Genomic DNA, 17855 nt, shown 5'->3' on the forward strand with positions numbered 1-17855 from the left:
CCTGCCGTGGACGGGGCGTCCGCAGTCTCAGCGGGCGCATGGCGATCCGCCCGGCGCTGGTCTCGGTCGCATCGGCCGGGCCGGGCTGACGTCGGGTGGCGCGGGGAAAAGTGCGTCCAAATGAGGGGACGACGCGCTTCAGCGTCCGCCCGCACAGCTGAAGCGATCCCCTCTTTGTCTTTGCGCACGTCCTTCACGCGAAGCCCGTCGCGCTTCCCCTGGACATGATCTAGAGCCGGATCACCTCACGTTGAATCGCCTGGGCGATTCGACGTGAGGGGTGAATCCGTCTCTATCCAATAAGTTAGAGGGCGATTGACCGACCGGATGAACCGCAAGCGGTTCCATCCGGTCGGATCGCGCTCTAGGTCCACATGGTGCGCAGACGGGCGCCCACGTCGATCCGCACGTTTCGCACGGCGCTGCTCCCCACCGCTTCGGGCTCCGCCTTCGGCCAGGACACGGGCGCGAAGTGGGCGAGAAGGGACTTGGGAATGAAGCGGGTGCGCGCGGCATAGACATGCCGGTCGCCCCTGGCCGGCTGGCCGTGGACGAAGAAGCGCTGCGGCGTCACCAGGTGCAGGCTATCCTTCGCCCGGGTCATGGCCACGTATAGCAGCCGCCGCTCTTCCTCCAGTTCCTCGCTCTGCCCCGCGCCGAGATCGCTTGGAATGCAGCCATCGACCACGTTCAGGACGAAGACGGACTTCCATTCCTGTCCCTTGGCCGAATGGATGGTGGACAGAACCAGATAATCCTCATCCAGCAGCGGCACTCCTGCCTCGTCGCTGGTGGCGTCTGGCGGGTCCAGGGTCAGTTCGGTCAGGAACCGTTCGCGGGAGGCATAGCCGGCGGCGATCTGTTCCAGCTGCGTCAGGTCCGCCGCGCGCATGCTGGCATCCTCGTGGATGCGCTCAAGGTGGGGCTCGTACCACAGCCGCGCCTGTTCCATCTGGGCGGGCCAGGGGGTCTTGGCCATGCCCTGGAGGGTCGCCACCAGCTGGCGCCAGGCCTCGCCGGCCTTGGCGGGGGGCGACACGTGGGAGAGGGCGGCAATGGGGTCCGGCTGGTCGGCAATCCCGTCCAGGATCTTCTGCGCGGACGCCGGGCCGAGGCCGGGCAGGAGCTGCAGGAGGCGAAAGCCCGCGATGCGGTCGCGGCCGTTCTGGGCAAAGCGCAGGACCGCAAGCAAGTCCTTCACATGGGCCGCATCGAGGAATTTCAACCCGCCGAACTTCACGAAGGGAATATTGCGCCGGGTCAGTTCCACTTCCAGCGGGCCGGCATGGCTGGAGGTGCGGAACAGCACCGCCTGCTGCTTCAGGGCCATGCCTGTCTCGCGGTTCTCCAGGATGCGGTCGGCGATGAAGCGCGCCTGCTCCATTTCGTCGCGCACGCTCACCAGCTCCGGCTTCTCGGCGGACGCGCGGTCCGTCCATAGGGTCTTTGTGAAGCGCTCGCTGGCGAGGCCGATGACGGCGTTCGCCGCCTCCAGGATCGGCTGGGTGGAGCGATAGTTCCGCTCCAGCGTGACGACCTCGGCGCGGGGCTGGAACTGGTCCGGGAAGTCCAGGATGTTGCGCACATTGGCGGCGCGGAAGGCATAGATGGACTGGGCGTCGTCGCCCACCACGGTCAGCCCCCGTCCGTCCGGCTTCAGGCCGAGCAGAACGGCGGCTTGCAGGCTGTTGGTGTCCTGATACTCGTCCACCATCACATGGTCGAACCGCCCGGCCATGTCCCGCGCGATCTCCGGCTCGGTGACGAGCTGCGCCCAGTAAAGCAGGAGATCATCGTAATCGAGCACGTTCTGGGCCTGCTTGGCCTCCACATAGGCGCCGAAGAGCTGCTTCAGCTCGTCGTGCCAGCCGACGCACCACGGGAATGCGCGCCCCACCACCTCCGCCAGGGGGCGAGTGGAGTTGACCGTACGGGAATAGATGGCAAGGCAGGTGCCCTTGGCGGGAAAGCGGGCCTGTGTCTTGGAGAAGCCCAGCTCGTGCCGAATGAGGTTCATGAGATCGGCGGCGTCTTCCCGATCATGGATGGTGAAGGCCGGATCGATCCCCATTTGCTCGGCATAGTCCCGCAGCAGACGGGCGCCGATCCCGTGGAACGTGCCCGCCCAGGTCAGGCCGCCCGTCAGCGTGCGGCCTTGCTCGGCCAGCACCCGGGTGCAGATGCGCTCGACGCGCTTCGTCATCTCGGCGGCGGCGCGGCGGGAAAACGTCATGAGCAGGATACGGCCGGGATCGGCGCCCGCCACGATCAGGTGGGCAACACGGTGGGCGAGGGTGTTGGTCTTGCCCGAGCCGGCCCCGGCAATGATGAGCAGCGGGGAGGCGGGGCGCGCCGCGCCTTCACCCACGCCATGCTCGACCGCCCGCCTCTGTTCGCCATTGAGGTTGTCGAGATATGCCGCCGCTGCCGCCACCGATCCTGTCCCATGGAGTCACGCTGGCGGGCAGGCTGGCAGATTCTGGTTTTGTTCGCAATCTTCGCATCTCCGCGTCGGCCGGGTGCCGCAGGGGGCGTCTGGTCGTGCTTGGGCGGGTGATGGGCGCGCATAGCGTCGTCCGAGTGCCCCCGCGTATCGCGTCGGCATACGAAGGTTTTAGGTCGGCGCATTTCTCATATGATCTGAGAAAACCGACGAACAATACTCCGAATGCGTGGGCGGCCTTAAGTTATATCCATCGACAACGGAGTGTTCGATATGACCCTCAAGACGCTGACCATCGCCACCGGCATCGCCCTCACCCTCGTTGCTTCGGGAAGTGCCGCTTTCGCCGACCCCTACATCGCCCTGGAGAACAAGGCGCAGTATCAGGTCTCCGCCGAAGAAACCCTGTTCCCCACGTCCGCCCCGGCGGCCATGCGTGAGCAGCAGCAGCTGAAGCGGCCGAGCGCCTTCAACACCCCCGGCCCCTATTATGTGAACGAGGCCCCGTTCCAGTCCGACGATCCCCATTCCGGCCCGGCGCACGACGCCGACCAGAACTGAGGCGGCGCCTCCCCCGCGACGGGGGCGCTCCGGCGCCCCCTCACCCGACAACAAACCCCGCCGATCCCTCGGCGGGGTTTTTTCGTTGTCCGCAGGCTGCGGCCCTCATGCGCGGAGGCGGCGCCTTCGCCCGCGACAAAAAAAGCCCACCGACACGGGGTCGGCGGGCCAGGCGGGAGGACGGGGAGGATCAGCGGGTGCGGGTCGCCTCATAGAGGAACCAGGTGCGACGCTCGGCTTCATCGATCCAATTTTCGATCAGGCTGGCGGTGGCCACGTCATTGTATTCGTCGCACACGGCATGGACCTGACGCAGCGCGCTGACGATGGCTTTGTTGTCTTCGCACAGCTCGGCAAGCATGTCCTGCGCGTCCACATAGTCGGCATCGTTGTCCGCGATCCGCTGCAGCCGCGCGATATGGCCGATGGAGCGCAGGGTTGTGCCGCCGATCTTGCGGGCGCGCTCGGCAATGTCGTCGGTGGTGGCGAAGATCTGGTCGCCCTGCTCGTCCAGCAAGAGGTGATAGTCGCGGAAATGGGGCCCGCTCATGTGCCAGTGGAAATTCTTGGTCTTCAGGTAAAGGGCGAACATGTCCGCGAGCAGGAGGGTGAGCGCGGGCGCAAGGTCGCGGGTGGCGTCGGTTCCAAGGTCGGTGGGCGTGGCGAGCGGAGCCTTCTGGCGGTCCTTGACGGCTGGGATGGTCATGGTGGGGGTTCCTGGTTCAGCGAAAGGTCGGCCGGCGAGGGTGAGTTCCGCACCTTCGGGGGCAAGCGCATTCACCTTAGGAAACCCTGGGGCAGGCAAGAAGTGTGCGATCGTTTTCCTAGATCATACGATCGTTTACGTGGTTCCGGGCGCGGCCGGCGTTGCCGCGACCAAGCGCGGGGCGCGCGCCGACGCACGTTCCCGCCTTCGCACCTGGAAGCCAACCCTGTGAGCAGGAGGACGGCGGGTGCCTCGGGCCTGAGGGCAACGGGATCATGGTGGCCGGCTCATGCCGGCGACGCCGCCCCGCGGGCGGCGCATGGGCGTGAACGGCTCAGGGCCGGGACTGGCCGCGGGTGCGCAAGGCCTCGTCGATGCAATGGATCATGGCGTCGCCCTCGAAGGGCTTGGCCAGGAAGCCGATGGCGCCGGCGGCGCAGACCTGGCTGCGGATGCGCTCCTCCGGGAATGCGGTGATGAAGATGAGCGGCAGAGGGTCGCCCTCGGTGCGAAGGCGGGCTTGCAGGTCGATGCCGCTCATGCCGGGCATCTGCACATCGGTGATGACGCACGCCGTGCTGTGCCGCTCCGTGGAGCCGAGGAAGGCTTCGGCGGAGGCGAAGACGCAGGCTCCCAGGCCGAGGGACCGAACGAGGCTTTCGGTCGCCAGGCGAACGGATTCGTCATCGTCGATGATCGTGATCATCGGAACATGGGACACGTGCAACACACCTCTATCGTCCTGCGGCGCTGGGAGAGCACCACAGCACCGCCAATATAGGCCCCCACGCCCTCCCCTTGAATTATACACTTGTTTGCTGCGCTAGCCTTTCTCCCCGCGGATCCCGAGGGCCTCCGCCATGCGCACCAGTTCGGCGAGCGAATGCGCCTCCATCTTGCGCATGACGTTGCCGCGATGGATCTTCACGGTGATCTCGCTGAGACCTACCTCGCCGGCCACCTGCTTGTTCATCAGCCCGGCGGTGACGAGGGCCATGATCTGCTTCTCGCGTTCGGTGAGGCTGGCGTAAAGGCTCCGCAGCCGCGACGCGGCCTCCCGCTCGGCGCGCCGCACGCGGTCGATCTCGATGGCCGCGGCCACCGCATCGAGCATGTCCTGGTCGCGGAACGGCTTGGTGAGGAAATCCACCGCGCCGGCCTTCATGGCCCGCACGGTCATGGGAATATCGCCGTGCCCGGTCATGAAGATGATGGGCAGGTCCGTGTCGGACTTGGTGAGCTGGTTCTGAAAATCCAGCCCGCTGACGCCGGGCAGCCGGATGTCCAGGACGAGGCAGCGGGGCGCGTCGGGCAGCTTGGCGGCCAAGAGCTCCGCCGCCGAGGCGAAGGTCGCCACTTCCAGGCCCACCGACCGGAACAGGCTGGACAAGGCATCGCGCAGGTCTGCGTCATCGTCCACGACGATGACCACGGGAGCCGCGGGGGCAGGGGCGGTTCGGCTTTGCTGGCGGCTGGTCACGACACGGAATCCTCAGCGCGGGGCGGCGGGCGATCGCCGGCGACAGGCAGGGTGAAGGTGAAGCTCAGCCCGCCGCCCGGCGCGGGCGTCGCCGCGATCCGGCCGCCATGGGCCTCCACGATGGACCGCGAGATGGACAGGCCGATGCCGATCCCGTCCTTCTTGGTCGAGACGAAAGGCGTGAACAGGGAGGGCAGGGTCTCGAGCGGCGCGCCGGGGCCGGTGTCCTCCACCGCCAAGGCGATGGCGGCCGCCGTGTCCGCTCCGCCCTCCTGAAGCGCCGCGCGGATGGTCAGCGCCCGCGCCTCTTCGGCCACCCCATCCATGGCCTGGATGGCATTGAGCCCGAGATTGATGAGCACTTGCTGCAACTGAATCCGGTCGCCCCGGATGGGCGGCAGGTCGGGGTCGAGCTCAAGCACCAGCTTGACGCGATGATTGGCCAGTTCCCGTTCCAAGAGCAGGACGCTTTCCTCCACCAGTTCGCCCGCCGGTATGGGCAGATGGTCCGGCTCGCCCCGGCGCACCAGGGCGCGCAAGCGCGCCACCACCTCGCTGGCCCGGCGGGCATTGGCGATCATGCGGGTGACGGTGTTCTCCGCCTCGCCGATGTCGGGCGCGGGCCGGCGTAGCCAGCGCAGGCACGCCTCCCCATTGGTGACGACGGCGGCCAGCGGCTGGTTGACCTCGTGGGCGATGGAGGCAGTTAGCTCGCCCAGTGTGCTCACCCGCGTCATGTGCGCCAGATCGGCCTGAGCCTGGTGAAGGTCGTCCTCGGCCTTTTTGCGCTCGGTGATGTCGTGGTTGGTCTCCAGGGTGCCCAAGCTGCGCCCGCGGTCATCGCGCTGCAGGGACCAGCGGCTGAGGCATGTCACCTTGCGGCCGTCGCGGGTGGTGTGGACGACCTCGCCCTCCCAATGGGCGGTGTCCTCCAGGGTGCGCCGGATGTCGTCGCGCGGCGCTGGCAGGGTGGTTCGCAGGAGGGTGGTGGCTGCCTGGCCCATGGCCTCCTCCCGCGACCAGCCGTAAAGCCGCTCGGCGCCCTGGTTCCAGTAAATGATGGCGTCGGACGGCGCGCGCACGAAGATCGCGTCGTGGGAGAGATCGAGCAAGGCCGCCTGGGCCCGCAGCGAAGCGGTGGCCGCCTCGTTCCGCAGGCACAGCAGCGTGGTTACAGCGATGGCGGCGATGCTCACCAGGCAGCGCATGACGGAGGCGAGATTATAGTCCTGCGCATGCATGACCAGGAAGCTGGCCACCGCCAGCCCCATGCAGCCCGCGCCGATGAGGAGGAGCCCCGTGCTGCGAAACCAGCTGGACGAGAGCAGCACCACCACCACGTAGAGCACGGCAATGGCCATATCCAGCGGCGACAGTGTGTCGACGAGGAAGATCGCCAGGCACAGCACGCCCACCAGCGCCGGGCCCAGCCAGCCGGTCTGCTCCGGCGCGGGCTCAGGCCGCAAGACGCTGGACGGGCGGGGCATGGCGTCCTCGATCGGGGTGAGAGGGAAGGGGCGCCCGGCTGGCGGTCTCCTCGAACGGCCGGTACGGAGCCTGGTGGGTTCCAATAGACACTGCGTTACGCCTCACACATGCCAGGCCTCGGCGGCGCCCGGGCGAAAGTCCGGCGGACACTATGCCCCGCATTGCCCGGCGTTGCTCCCATACCAAGGTATGCGCGCCCCCTCCCAGAATATGACGGGCCGCCGCGCTGCGCCTAAACCAAGGTTCTAGGCCGGCCATTCCACGTATAATTTCGCCCCCTGCGCCGGCGCCTATGCTCAGGCTCTCTCCAACCAGCAATGTGGCGAGCCGATGAGCGCGGACGGTGACATTCCCATGCGGGCAGGGCCCCGGGTGCGGCCGGTGGCCGGGGCGGCCCGTGATGTGTCGGGCGCTCTTGGCGCCTTGGCGCCCCGCCTTCTGTTCGGGCTGCGCCTGGCTTCGTCCGTTTCCCTGGCCCTGTTCACCACTTACTATCTGGAACTGCCCAATCCCTTCTGGGCTGCCACCACGGCGGCCATCGTTTGCCAGCCGAACCTTGGCGCCGCGTTGCAGAAGGGCCGTTTTCGCGCCTGGGGGACCACCCTCGGTGCCCTGGCTTTGGTCTCCATGCTGGCGGTCTTCCCCCAGGAGCGGGTCGGCCTGATCGTGTGCCTGGCGCTCTGGTGCGGGCTGTGCGGAGGCGCCGTGGTCCTGCTGCGCAACTCCGCCGCCTATGCGGCGGGCCTGTCCGGCATTACGGCTGCCATTCTGTTCGCCGATACCGTGGCGGACCCCAGCTCCGCATTTTTCCTCAGCCTCACCCGGGTGAGCGAGATCTGCATCGGCATCGGTGCGACCGCCATTGTCATGCTGCTCACGGAGCCGGGAACCGCCAAGCTGGCCCTCGCCAGCCTGATGGAGCGTATCGCGCTGAACCTGCGGGCCGGCTTTCTCGACACGCTCCAGAACCCGCGCGAGACGAAGGCCATGGAGGCGGCGCGGTGCACTGTGGTGAAGACCCTCGCCCCGCTCGGCGCCGCCATCGACGCCGCCACTGGCGAATCCGCGCTTCTTTATTCCCGCCGGGGGAATTTGCACGGGGCGGTGGCGCGCCTGGTGACCGCGCTGGTGGGCTGGCGCGCCGTCAGCCGGCGGAAGGCGCTTGCGGCAGGGGATGCTCCTGGCCAGGCCTCCGGCTTCGAGAGCGCCCTGGCCATGTGCCTGGCCCGGATCAATCCGGCCGCGCCGGAGCGGCGCGCATCGGCGGCCCGGGCCGCGGCGTTGCAGGCCATGGCCGATCTGGAGGCCATGACGGAACCGGAGGCCCTGGCTGACCCAGAGGCCAGGGCTCACCTGGCGCTGAAACCGGAGGGGCAGGGCGCCGTCGATGCCCGCCTCCGCCTCAATGCCACCCGCAGCGTGGCGGCCTGCCTTCTGGACCTCATGGATGCGGTGATCTTCCTGCGCACGGCGGAGGGCGAGCGCAAGCCCATGCCGGCGCAGCCCCTGGTGATCGCCGACGCTCTGCCGGCCCTGGTGGCGGGGCTTCGCGCCGTCCTGTCCGTGCTCGCCGTCAGCGCGTTCTGGATCCTCACCGCCTGGCCGAACGGGGCCCTCGCCGTTGCCTTCGCGGTGATCTCCACGCTGATCTTCGTCGCCTTCGCCGACGAGGCCCGCGCGCGAGCGACGGACTATGCCCTCGGCGTGGCCGTGATGGCGATACTGGGCAGCGGGATTTACTTCCTGGTTCTTCCCGCCCTGTCCACCTTCCCCGCCCTGGTGGGGCTGCTGTTCCTGCTTTATGTGCCGCTGGGCATGATGCAGGTGGGCAGCTGGCACAGCCCATTGTTCCTCGCCATGTCCATCTGCGCCCTGCCGCTGCTGGGGATCGGCAATCCCATCGCCTATGATCCTGCCGGATACTTCAATGTGGCCTTTGCCATCCTGGCCGGCACGGCGGCGGGCACGGTGTTCTTCGTCATCGTGCCGCCGATGGCACCGGCCCAGCGCACCCGCCGGCTCATCCGCCTGTCCGTGCGCGACCTGCGCCGCCTGATCGGGACCCGACGGGAGGCGGACCCGCGCCGCTGGCAGGCCTTGCTCACGCGCCGGCTGGAGAGCCTGCCGGCGGAGGCGAGCCTGGATCAGAGCGGCGCCTTGCTGGCACTCCTGGCCATGGGGCTGGCCGTCCTGCAGCTCCGGGGAGCCCCAGCTGGCCGCGCGCAGGGGGAGGCACTCGAGGCGGCTCTGGCAGCCCTCGCGAACGGCCGTCTGTCCGCCGCGCTGGAGCAGTTGGGTGCGGTCCGCCGCCGGTTTGCCGCGGAAGGGGCGGGGATCGAACGCCAGGCGCACGTGGCCGTGCTCACCGACGCCATCATGACCCATGCCGCGCTGCTGGGCGCGCTCGATCCGGCGCCCGCCCGGTCCGCGCGCCCGTGAGGAGGGATCCGCATGTTCTCCGAAGTCAACATCCTGGGGGTCTATGTGGCCCCGTTCGCGGTGATGATGCTGATGGCCTATGTGGCGATGCTGCCGCTAAACCTGATCTGCGCACGCGCCGGCGTGATGCGTCGCGTCTGGCACCCCGGGCTCTTCACCCTGTGCCTCTACATCATCCTTCTCGCGTTGATCGTCCTCGCCTGGGGCGCCCGGCCATGAGGCGCGCCTTGCCCCATCCTTCGTCCTTGTCCCTCACCCCTGCCATGGGATGCCCTCCATGACCGCCATCGACCTGCCCGCCGAACCCCGGAAATCGACCCTTGTCCCCGTGCTGCGCGTGCTGGCGACCCTTGCTGCCGCAGGCCTCGCCGGTGCGCTCGCGTGGCAGATGTGGCTTGCCTACATGACCACGCCGTGGACCCGTGACGGCACGGTGCGGGCCTATGTGGTCACCGTGGCCCCGCAAGTGGCCGGGCGCATCGTCGACCTCCCGGTGAAGGCCGATCAGTTCGTGCACAAGGGCGACCTGCTCATGGTGGTCGAACCGGACGACTATCAGATTGCGCTCGCCGATGCCGAGGCCAATGTGGCCCGCGCCAAGGCGGACCTCGACAACAAGCAGGCCGAGGCCGAGCGGCGCGCGCACCTGAGCGCGCTTGCGGTGTCCGACGAGGAGAAGCAGGTCTTCGCCGCCGGAGCCAACATGGCACTGGCTGCCTATCAGCAAGCCCTCGCCACCCGCGACAAGGCGCGGCTCGACCTGAAGCGGACCCGCATCGTTTCCCCCGTGAACGGCTATGTCACAAACCTCATCACCCAGGCGGGCGACTTCGCCACGGTGGGCCAGCGCGCGCTCTCGGTCCTGGATGCCGACAGCTTCTGGGTCGACGGCTATTTCGAGGAAACCCTGCTGAATGCGATCCATGTGGGCGACAAGGCCGAGGTGTCTCTGATGGCCTATCCCGAGCGCCTGACGGGCCATGTCACCGGCATCGGGCGGGGAATTGCCGTTCCCAACGCCCAACCCGATGGCTCTGGCCTCGCCAGCGTCAATCCCGTCTTCACCTGGGTGCGCCTTGCCCAGCGCGTCCCGGTGCGCGTGGTGCTGGATCAGGTGCCGCCCAATGTCACCCTTTCGGCCGGCATGACCGCCACGCTCTCAATCCAGGACGGCACGGCGCCAGTGGCCCGCCCGTAGAGCGCTGCATCTGTTTGTTTTAGCGCAATTCCTTCACGCGGACCTGTTCCCGCTTCGCTCGGACATGCTCTCGCCACGGCCCGCCCTTCCGGCGAGGCCGGAGGCTTTTGCCCCCCGCTCATCGCGCCTGCATACCCACGTATATCCGGCGCATATCTCGATCTGATTCTTCGGCGCACCGGCCCGGCCTAATTTTTCTGTGATGCTGGCCGCGGATCTGACGACGCATCGCCTCGCGCCCTCAAACCGCGCCCGGCCACTCCGACATCTTCTATCGGCAGGAGCACAATATGGGCGTTGCCAAGACCATTCGTCCCTATCACCAGCCCGCTGGCGGCTGGGGCGCGCTCAAGGCCATGGGCACGGCGCTGGTGCAGCAGCATGTGGCGGTCGCCGGCATGGAGACCTTGGCGCGCATGAACCAGCCCGGCGGTTTCGACTGCCCCGGCTGCGGCTGGGGCGATCCCAAGCACACCTCGCCCTTTGAATATTGCGAGAATGGCGGCAAGGCGGTGGCCTGGGAGATGACCGCCCGCCGCTGCACGCCGGACTTCTTCGCCGCCCATACTGTCACTGAGCTCGCGGCGCTGAGTGACTATGAGCTGGAGATGGAGGGCCGCCTCACCCATCCCATGCGCTATGACGCGGCCAGCGACCGCTATCTGCCGGTGAGCTGGGAGGAAGCCTTCGCCCTGGTGGGCGCGCATCTCAACGCGCTGCCAGACCCCAACATGGCGGATTTCTACACCTCCGGCCGGGCTTCCAATGAGGCGGCGTTTCTCTACCAGCTGTTTGCCCGCGAATACGGCACCAACAACTTCCCCGACTGCTCCAACATGTGCCACGAGGCCACCAGCGTCGGGCTGCCCCAGTCCATCGGCGTGGGCAAGGGCACGGTGGTTCTGGAGGACTTCGCCCGCGCCGACTGCATCTTCATCTTCGGCCAGAATCCCGGCACCAACTCGCCGCGCATGATGACGGAGCTCCGCAACGCCTCACGGCGCGGCGCCACCATCCTGTCCTTCAACCCGTTCCGGGAGCGGGCGCTGGAGCGCTTCCAGGCGCCGCAGAGCCCGGTGGAGATGGCGACGCTCTCCTCCACGCCCATCTCCTCCCGGCTGTTCCAGGTGCGGGTGGGCGGTGACGTGGCGCTCATCAAGGGCCTCATGAAGCACATGGTGGCGATGGACGCCCGGGCCCGCGCCAGCGAACAGGCCCCCGTGCTGGACTGGGACTTCATCAAGGGCCATACCCAGGGCATCGACGTGCTCATCGCCGACCTCGACGCCACCTCCTGGGAGGCCATCGAACGCAAAAGCGGCGTGTCCCGCGCCGACATCATGTTCGCAGCGGACGCCTACATGAAGGCGGAGCGAGCCATCCTGGTCTATGGCATGGGCATTACCCAGCACCGCCACGGCACGCAGAATGTGCAGCAGATCGCGAACCTGGCGCTGCTGCGGGGCAATGTGGGGCGCGAGGGCACCGGCATCTGCCCGGTGCGCGGCCATTCCAACGTGCAGGGCGACCGGACGGTGGGGATCACCGAGGTTCCGTCTCCGGAGCTGCTCCATGCGCTGGACGCCCGCTACGGCTTCACGCCGCCCAAGGCCCCCGGCCACAATGTGGTGACCGCGCTGGAGGCGATGGTGAAGGGGGAAGCCAAGGTCTTTATCGGCCTGGGCGGCAATTTCGCCGCGGCCATTCCCGACTGGCAGCTGACGCAGGAGGCCATGCGCAAGCTGGACCTCACCGTCCACATCGCCACCAAGCTCAACCGCAGCCATCTCGTCCATGGCCGCGACGCGCTGATCCTGCCGTGCCTCGGCCGCACCGAGGTGGACATGCAGGCGAGCGGCCCGCAATCGGTGACGGTGGAAGACACCATGTCCATGGTGCACGCCTCCACCGGCCACAATGCGCCCGCCTCGGAGCATCTGAAGAGCGAGCCCGCCATCATCGCGGGGCTGGCGCGGGCAACGCTCGGAAAGCGGTCCAAGGTGGAGTGGGAGGCGCTGGTCGCCGACTACGGGCTGATCCGGGAGGAGATCGAGGCCATCTTTCCCATCTTCCAGGGCTACAACGCCCGCATCCGCGTCCCCGGCGGCTTTCACCTCACCTCGCTCGCCCGCGAGCGCATCTGGGCGACCGCGACGGGGAAGGCGAATTTCCTGGTCTGCGAGGGCCTGTGCGAGGACCCGCAAGTGGGGGTGGACGAGGTGCTCTGGCTCACCACCGTGCGCAGCCATGACCAGTACAACACCACACTCTACTCGCTTTCCGACCGTTATCGCGGCGTCTATGGCCAGCGCGACGTGGTCTTCCTCAGTGAAGCCGAGATGGAGCGGCGCGGGCTGGCGGAGGGGGACCGCGTGGACATCGTGACGGTCTCGCAGGACGGCATCGAGCGGGCGGTGCGGGCGTTCCGCGTGGTGCCTTATGCGTTCCCGGAGGGGAGCTGCGCCGCCTATTATCCCGAGACCAACCCGCTGGTGCCGCTCTATGCGCACGATCCGCAGAGCTTCACCCCGGCCTCGAAGGGCGTTCCCGTCCGCCTGGTGAAATCTCCCCCGCGCGCGGCGTGAGACAGGGGCGGCCGCACGCGGCGCCCCGACCGGACCTCGACCTGTCGCCGGCCCTTGGCGGTGGATGGGCCGAGGTCTTTTTTATGGCGAAGCTCGCGTTTCTCACCGCATTCCGTCATCCCAACGTATGAGTACTCCACCGTCACGTCTGAAAGCCTGAAATCGCGCCGCAAATTAAGGTTTCGCCATCCCCATTGCTTGTCATGACTTGAAAGGAGATGGCCATGTTCTCGCGCAACGTTGCGGACCTCATGGTGGACACGCTGGCCGAGGCCGGTGTGGAGCGCATTTATGGTGTGGTGGGCGACAGCCTGAACGGCCTCACGGAGGCCCTGCGCACCACCGGAAAGCTGCGCTGGCTCCATGTGCGGCACGAGGAGGTGGCGGCGTTCGCGGCATCCGGAGAGGCGCAGATCACCGGCAAGCTGGCCGTGTGCGCCGGCTCCTGCGGGCCGGGCAACCTCCACCTCATCAACGGCCTGTTCGATGCCCAGCGCAGCCGCACGCCGGTGCTCGCCATCGCCGCGCAGATCCCCTCCGCCGAGATTGGCGGCGGCTATTTCCAGGAGACCCATCCCCAGACCCTGTTCCAGGAATGCAGCGTCTATTGCGAACTGGTCTCGGACCCCGCCCAGATGCCGTTCGTGCTGGAAAACGCCATCCGCGCGGCGGTGGGCCAGCGGGGCGTCGCGGTGATCGTCATTCCCGGCGATGTGGCGCTGAAGCCCGCCCCCGCGCGCGCGATTTCCGCGCCGCAGGGCCTTCTGCCGCCGGCGCCCGTGGTGGTGCCCGCCGCCCGGGAACTGGACGCGCTGGCGGATCTCTTGAACGGGGCCGAGCGCGTCACCCTGTTCTGCGGCCGAGGCTGCGCCGGGGCGCATGCCGAGCTCATGCAGCTCGCCGAGAGACTGAAAAGCCCCATGGTCCATGCGCTCGGCGGCAAGGAAGTGGTGGAATACGACAATCCCTATGATGTGGGCATGACCGGCTTCATCGGCTTCTCATCCGGCTACGAGGCCATGCATGCCTGCGATGTCCTGCTCATGCTGGGCACGGACTTCCCCTATAAGCAGTTCCTGCCCACCGCCGTGAAGATCGCCCAGGTGGACATCCGTCCCGCCAATCTGGGCCGGCGCTGCAAGCTTGACCTCGGCATCGTCGGCGACGTTGGGGCCACCCTCGCGACGCTGCTGCCGCGCCTGGAGGTGAAGTCCGATCGGCTGCACCTGGATGACGCCGTCACGCGCTATCGCCATGCGCGGGAGGACTTGGACGCCCTGGCGGAAGGAACGCCCGGCCGCAAGCCGATCCACCCCCAATATCTCGCGCGGCGCGTCAGCGCGCAGGCCGAGGACACCACCGCCTTTACCTTCGATGTGGGCACTCCTACCATCTGGGCGGCGCGCTATCTGAAGATGAACGGCAAGCGCCGCATGGTGGGCTCGCTGGTGCATGGCTCCATGGCCAATGCCCTGCCGCAGGCCATCGGCATCCAGGCCGCCGAACCCACCCGCCAGGTGATCTCGCTCTCCGGCGATGGCGGGTTTTCCATGCTGATGGGCGATCTCATCACGCTGAAGCAGGAAAAGCTGCCCGTGAAGGTGGTGATCTTCAACAATGGCGTTCTCGGCTTCGTGGCGCTGGAGATGAAGGCCGCCGGCTTCGTGGAACTGGGCACGGACCTTGAAAATCCGGACTTTGCGGCCATGGCCAATGCCATGGGCATCTTCGCCCTGCGCGTGGAAGATCCAGGCGACCTGCCGGACGCGCTGGACGCGGTGCTCTCACACGAGGGGCCGGCGGTGCTGGACGTGGTCACCGCCACGCAGGAGCTCTCCATGCCTCCCACCATCGGCATCGAGCAGGCCCGCGGCTTCGGCCTGTGGATGCTGCGCGCCGTGCTGAGCGGCCATGGCACCGAGGTCATCGACCTCGCCGGCACCAATCTCCTGCCGCGCTGAACCGGCCGGCCCTTCGGGGCCGGTCCGCCGCCCGACGCCGGTTCCTTTCAACGCGGGACATCGCCATGGACATCACCGCCCTTCTCCTGTCGCGCATCCAATTCGCCTTCACCATTTCCTTCCACATCATCTTCCCGGCCTTCACCATCGGCCTTGCCGCCTGGCTCACCTTTCTTGAGGCCTGCCACCTCATCACGGGGGAGCGCATCTATCGGCGGCTGTCGGATTTCTGGATGAAGATCTTCGCCGTGGCCTTCGGGCTCGGCGTGGTCTCAGGCATCGTGATGGCGTTCCAGTTCGGCACCAATTGGAGCGAATTGTCCCGCCGCACCGGACCCATCCAGGGGCCGCTCCTGGGCTATGAGAGCTTCACCGCCTTCGCGCTGGAGGCCGCCTTCTTTGGCGTGCTGATGTTCGGGCGCGATCGCGTGCCGCGCTGGGCCTATCTGGTGGCCTGCCTGATGGTGTCGCTGGGCACCAGCCTGTCGGCCTTCTGGATCATGGTCAATAACAGCTGGATGCAATATCCGACCGGCTTCAGCCTGACACCGGACGGCGTGTTCGTGCCCACGGACTGGTCGGCCATCATCTTCAATGAAGCCGTCTGGACGCGCTTCCCGCACATGGTGCTGGCGGCCTATGTGACCTCCGCCTTCTGTGTCGCGGCGACGGGCGCCTGGTACATGCTGCGCGGCACGGCGGTGCAGGAGGGCCGGGCCATGGCCGTCATGGGCCTGCGGCTTGCCGCCATCCTGGTGCCGATGCAGCTCGGCTTCGGGCACCTGGTGGGCGATTTCGTCCATGACCGCCAGCCCGCCAAGTTCGCCGCCATCGAGGGGCGGTGGAACGACCAGCAGCCGGCGAGCGAGATCCTCATTGCCTGGCCCGACCCCGCCAATGAGCGCAACCTTTTCGAGGTGGCGGTGCCTTATCTCGGCTCCGTCATCGGCTCCATGAGCCTGACTTCCAAGGAACTGGGCATCAAGAGCTTCCCGCCGCAGGACCGGCCGCCGATGGCCATTCCCTTCTTCGCCTTCCGCATCATGGTGGGCTGCGGCCTCCTGATGCTGGCCTTGGCCTGGACCGGCACCGTCCTGAGCTTCGGCGAGGGCATCCTCAAGGCGCGCCTTTTCCTGGTGGCCACCGCCTTGTCCTTCCCGCTCGGCTTCATCGCCACCCTCACCGGCTGGTTCACGGCCGAGGTGGGGCGCCAGCCCTGGGTGGTCTACGGCCAATTGCGCACGGCGGACGCGGTGACGCCCTTCCTGACCACCCACGAGGTGGCGATCACCTTCGTGATGATCGCGGCGGTCTATGCGCTGATCTTCGGCTTCGGCGTTCTCTACCTTTACCGGCTGCTGCGCGCCGGCCCCATCCCGGCGGGCGAGATTTCCCTCTACGCCACCAATCCCAAGCGTCCCCTGTCCGTGCCCGGCGCCAGCCCTGGCGTGTCGGCCGCCACCCCTCTTGGAGAATGACCATGGTCGAATTCTGGGCCTGTGTCCTCGGGCTTTCCATCCTCCTCTACATCCTGCTCGATGGTTTCGACCTCGGCGTCGGCATGCTGTTTCCCTTCGCTCCGGGCGAGCCGGAGCGCCGGCGCATGCTGGCCTCCATCTCGCCCGTCTGGGACGGGAACGAAACCTGGCTGGTGGTCTCGGCCGCCACCTTGTTCGGCGCCTTTCCGGTCGTCTTTTCCATCATCCTGTCGGCCTTCTATTTGCCGCTCTTCCTCATGCTGGCGGGGCTGATCCTGCGCGGCGTGGCATTCGAGTTCCGCTACAAGGCCACCACCAGCCGGCCCATCTGGGACATCGGCTTCGTCGCCGGCTCCTATGTGGCGGCTTTCGTCCAGGGCACGGCGGTGGGCGCCATCGTCCATGGCTTGCCCATCGCCAACGGCATCTATGCCGGCACCCCGTTCGGCTGGGCGAGCCCCTTCGCGCTCTTTTGCGGCCTGGGGCTGTGCATTGGCTATGCGCTGATGGGGGCCTGCTGGGTTGCCGGAAAATCCGACGGAGCGCTGCGCGACTTCAGCTTTCGCGTCCTTCCTGCCCTCATGGCGGCGCTGGCGGCCTTCCTGGTGGCGGTCTTTGTCTGGTCGGTGGAGATTCGCCTGCCCGTGCTCGGCCGCTGGATGGAGCGCCCCCTCCTGCTCCTGTGCCCGCTGGTGGGCTTTCTGGCCTTTGCCGTCATGGCCCTTGCCGTGTGGCGCCGGAGCGATCGCCTCCTGTTCCTGTGCGGCGCACTCATCTTCATGGCGGCTTTCGCCACGCTCGCCGGGTCCTTCCTGCCCTATATGCTCCCCTTCTCGCTGACCCTCTGGCAGGCGGCCTCGCCACATGCCTCGCTCGCTTTTCTGTTCTGGGGGGCGGGCGTCTTCGTCCTGCCGCTGACGCTCGTCTATACGCTGGTGGTCTATTTCATCTTCCGGGGCAAGCTGGTCACGGACCGCGACTACTGAGCGTCGGCCCTCCCGAGCCGGCTCCAGTCAGAAAGGTGAGAGAGAAGGCGGTCGCTCCCCTGCGGGAGCGGCCGCTTTTTGCTTTCTGGCCCCGCGCCCGTCAGAGTAAGGGCGGATTGGGCGACAACGGCTTTGGGTTCGGCGTGCGGACATCGACATCCCGGTCGCGCGCGAGGGGAGCGATGTCTCCTGTCTCGCCTCCAACGGTCTTGCCTCCAGCTCCGCGCACTTGAACACGCGGCCTTGAACCGGGGGCTTGGCTATCCCGCTGCTGGGCTCCCACCCGTTATAGATGCCTCCGCCGCCCTCCGCATGCCCTCGTCCGTCGGGCAAAGCGGAGAATGTCACCGCGTCCATGTGCACCGTCGGGGCCATTCCCGCTCCGGGCGCGGACGGTGGGTGTGCCGGGACAAGGCACGCGCGCGCCTGGCCGCTGCCCAGCGCCTTGTGCGGGAGCCGCTCGCTTCCATGGACGAAGGGGGGACGCCTTCAAGCAAGACCTTGCGGTCAGGCCACAACAAAAAGCCCCG

13 protein-coding genes are annotated in these 17855 nt (G+C 67.5%); 8 read left to right on the top strand and 5 right to left on the bottom strand.

Features of this window, described 5'->3' with window-relative positions; genetic code table 11:
- Positions 1–364: 364 nt before the first annotated feature.
- On the bottom strand, positions 365–2434 hold the full coding sequence (locus tag ACT54L_RS24165; protein WP_476088213.1) for an ATP-dependent helicase: 2070 nt from the start codon (positions 2432–2434) through the stop codon (positions 365–367).
- Positions 2435–2716: 282 nt separating this feature from the next.
- Here ACT54L_RS24165 and ACT54L_RS24170 point away from each other — a divergent pair, with 282 nt between their 5' ends.
- Positions 2717–3004: a hypothetical protein gene (locus ACT54L_RS24170; protein WP_476088214.1), complete on the top strand. Its 288-nt coding sequence runs from the start codon at positions 2717–2719 to the stop codon at positions 3002–3004.
- Between the two features lie 190 nt (positions 3005–3194).
- On the opposite strand, the gene ACT54L_RS24175 is transcribed toward ACT54L_RS24170, so the two are convergent.
- The 4 genes from ACT54L_RS24175 to ACT54L_RS24190 form a co-directional block, all read right to left on the bottom strand.
- Positions 3195–3710 (bottom strand): Dps family protein, encoded by a 516-nt coding sequence (locus ACT54L_RS24175; RefSeq protein ID WP_476088215.1) that lies wholly within the window; start codon positions 3708–3710, stop codon positions 3195–3197.
- 334 nt (positions 3711–4044) lie between these two features.
- Positions 4045–4431, bottom strand: a complete 387-nt coding sequence (locus tag ACT54L_RS24180; RefSeq protein ID WP_476088216.1) for a response regulator transcription factor — start codon at positions 4429–4431, stop codon at positions 4045–4047.
- A gap of 102 nt (positions 4432–4533) precedes the next feature.
- Entirely contained in the window at positions 4534–5190 is a 657-nt protein-coding gene (locus ACT54L_RS24185; RefSeq protein WP_476088217.1) for a response regulator transcription factor, read from the bottom strand.
- The gene (locus tag ACT54L_RS24190) at positions 5187–6677 is read right to left on the bottom strand and encodes a two-component system sensor histidine kinase NtrB (protein WP_476088218.1); all 1491 of its coding nucleotides are present in this window, start codon (positions 6675–6677) and stop codon (positions 5187–5189) included. The genes ACT54L_RS24185 and ACT54L_RS24190 overlap by 4 nt, the downstream gene beginning before the upstream one ends.
- Before the next feature lie 331 nt (positions 6678–7008).
- Here ACT54L_RS24190 and ACT54L_RS24195 point away from each other — a divergent pair, with 331 nt between their 5' ends.
- The 7 genes from ACT54L_RS24195 (at position 7009) to cydB (ending at position 17325) form a co-directional block, all read left to right on the top strand.
- Positions 7009–9117 carry an FUSC family protein gene (locus tag ACT54L_RS24195; protein WP_476088219.1) on the top strand — a complete coding sequence of 703 codons (2109 nt, stop codon included), beginning with the start codon at positions 7009–7011 and terminating at the stop codon, positions 9115–9117.
- 12 nt (positions 9118–9129) lie between these two features.
- Positions 9130–9336 carry a DUF1656 domain-containing protein gene (locus ACT54L_RS24200; RefSeq protein WP_476088220.1) on the top strand — a complete coding sequence of 69 codons (207 nt, stop codon included), beginning with the start codon at positions 9130–9132 and terminating at the stop codon, positions 9334–9336.
- Between the two features lie 58 nt (positions 9337–9394).
- Entirely contained in the window at positions 9395–10315 is a 921-nt protein-coding gene (locus ACT54L_RS24205; RefSeq protein WP_476088221.1) for an efflux RND transporter periplasmic adaptor subunit, read from the top strand.
- A 290-nt stretch (positions 10316–10605) separates the two neighbouring features.
- A complete protein-coding gene (locus tag ACT54L_RS24210) occupies positions 10606–12900 on the top strand; it encodes an FdhF/YdeP family oxidoreductase (RefSeq protein WP_476088222.1) in 2295 nt (764 codons plus the stop codon).
- Between the two features lie 224 nt (positions 12901–13124).
- Positions 13125–14861, top strand: coding sequence for a ubiquinone-dependent pyruvate dehydrogenase (gene poxB, locus ACT54L_RS24215; protein ID WP_476088223.1), 1737 nt, complete (start codon positions 13125–13127; stop codon positions 14859–14861).
- Positions 14862–14926: 65 nt separating this feature from the next.
- Positions 14927–16339: a cytochrome ubiquinol oxidase subunit I gene (locus tag ACT54L_RS24220; protein ID WP_476088224.1), complete on the top strand. Its 1413-nt coding sequence runs from the start codon at positions 14927–14929 to the stop codon at positions 16337–16339.
- Between the two features lie 2 nt (positions 16340–16341).
- The gene (gene cydB, locus ACT54L_RS24225; protein WP_476088225.1) at positions 16342–17325 is read left to right on the top strand and encodes a cytochrome d ubiquinol oxidase subunit II; all 984 of its coding nucleotides are present in this window, start codon (positions 16342–16344) and stop codon (positions 17323–17325) included.
- The last annotated feature ends 530 nt before the right edge of the window (positions 17326–17855 follow it).

Source organism: Aquabacter sp. DMC10, assembly GCF_056314145.1.

What these genes read in the sequence shown, in the direction of transcription:
- ACT54L_RS24170 (WP_476088214.1), top strand. Translation starts at nt 2,717, where the DNA reads ATGACCCTCAAGACGCTGACCATCGCCACCGGCATCGCCCTCACCCTC.
- ACT54L_RS24175 (WP_476088215.1), bottom strand. Translation starts at nt 3,710, where the DNA reads ATGACCATCCCAGCCGTCAAGGACCGCCAGAAGGCTCCGCTCGCCACG.
- ACT54L_RS24190 (WP_476088218.1), bottom strand. Translation starts at nt 6,677, where the DNA reads ATGCCCCGCCCGTCCAGCGTCTTGCGGCCTGAGCCCGCGCCGGAGCAG.
- ACT54L_RS24195 (WP_476088219.1), top strand. Translation starts at nt 7,009, where the DNA reads ATGAGCGCGGACGGTGACATTCCCATGCGGGCAGGGCCCCGGGTGCGG.
- ACT54L_RS24200 (WP_476088220.1), top strand. Translation starts at nt 9,130, where the DNA reads ATGTTCTCCGAAGTCAACATCCTGGGGGTCTATGTGGCCCCGTTCGCG.
- ACT54L_RS24205 (WP_476088221.1), top strand. Translation starts at nt 9,395, where the DNA reads ATGACCGCCATCGACCTGCCCGCCGAACCCCGGAAATCGACCCTTGTC.
- ACT54L_RS24210 (WP_476088222.1), top strand. Translation starts at nt 10,606, where the DNA reads ATGGGCGTTGCCAAGACCATTCGTCCCTATCACCAGCCCGCTGGCGGC.
- poxB (WP_476088223.1), top strand. Translation starts at nt 13,125, where the DNA reads ATGTTCTCGCGCAACGTTGCGGACCTCATGGTGGACACGCTGGCCGAG.
- ACT54L_RS24220 (WP_476088224.1), top strand. Translation starts at nt 14,927, where the DNA reads ATGGACATCACCGCCCTTCTCCTGTCGCGCATCCAATTCGCCTTCACC.
- cydB (WP_476088225.1), top strand. Translation starts at nt 16,342, where the DNA reads ATGGTCGAATTCTGGGCCTGTGTCCTCGGGCTTTCCATCCTCCTCTAC.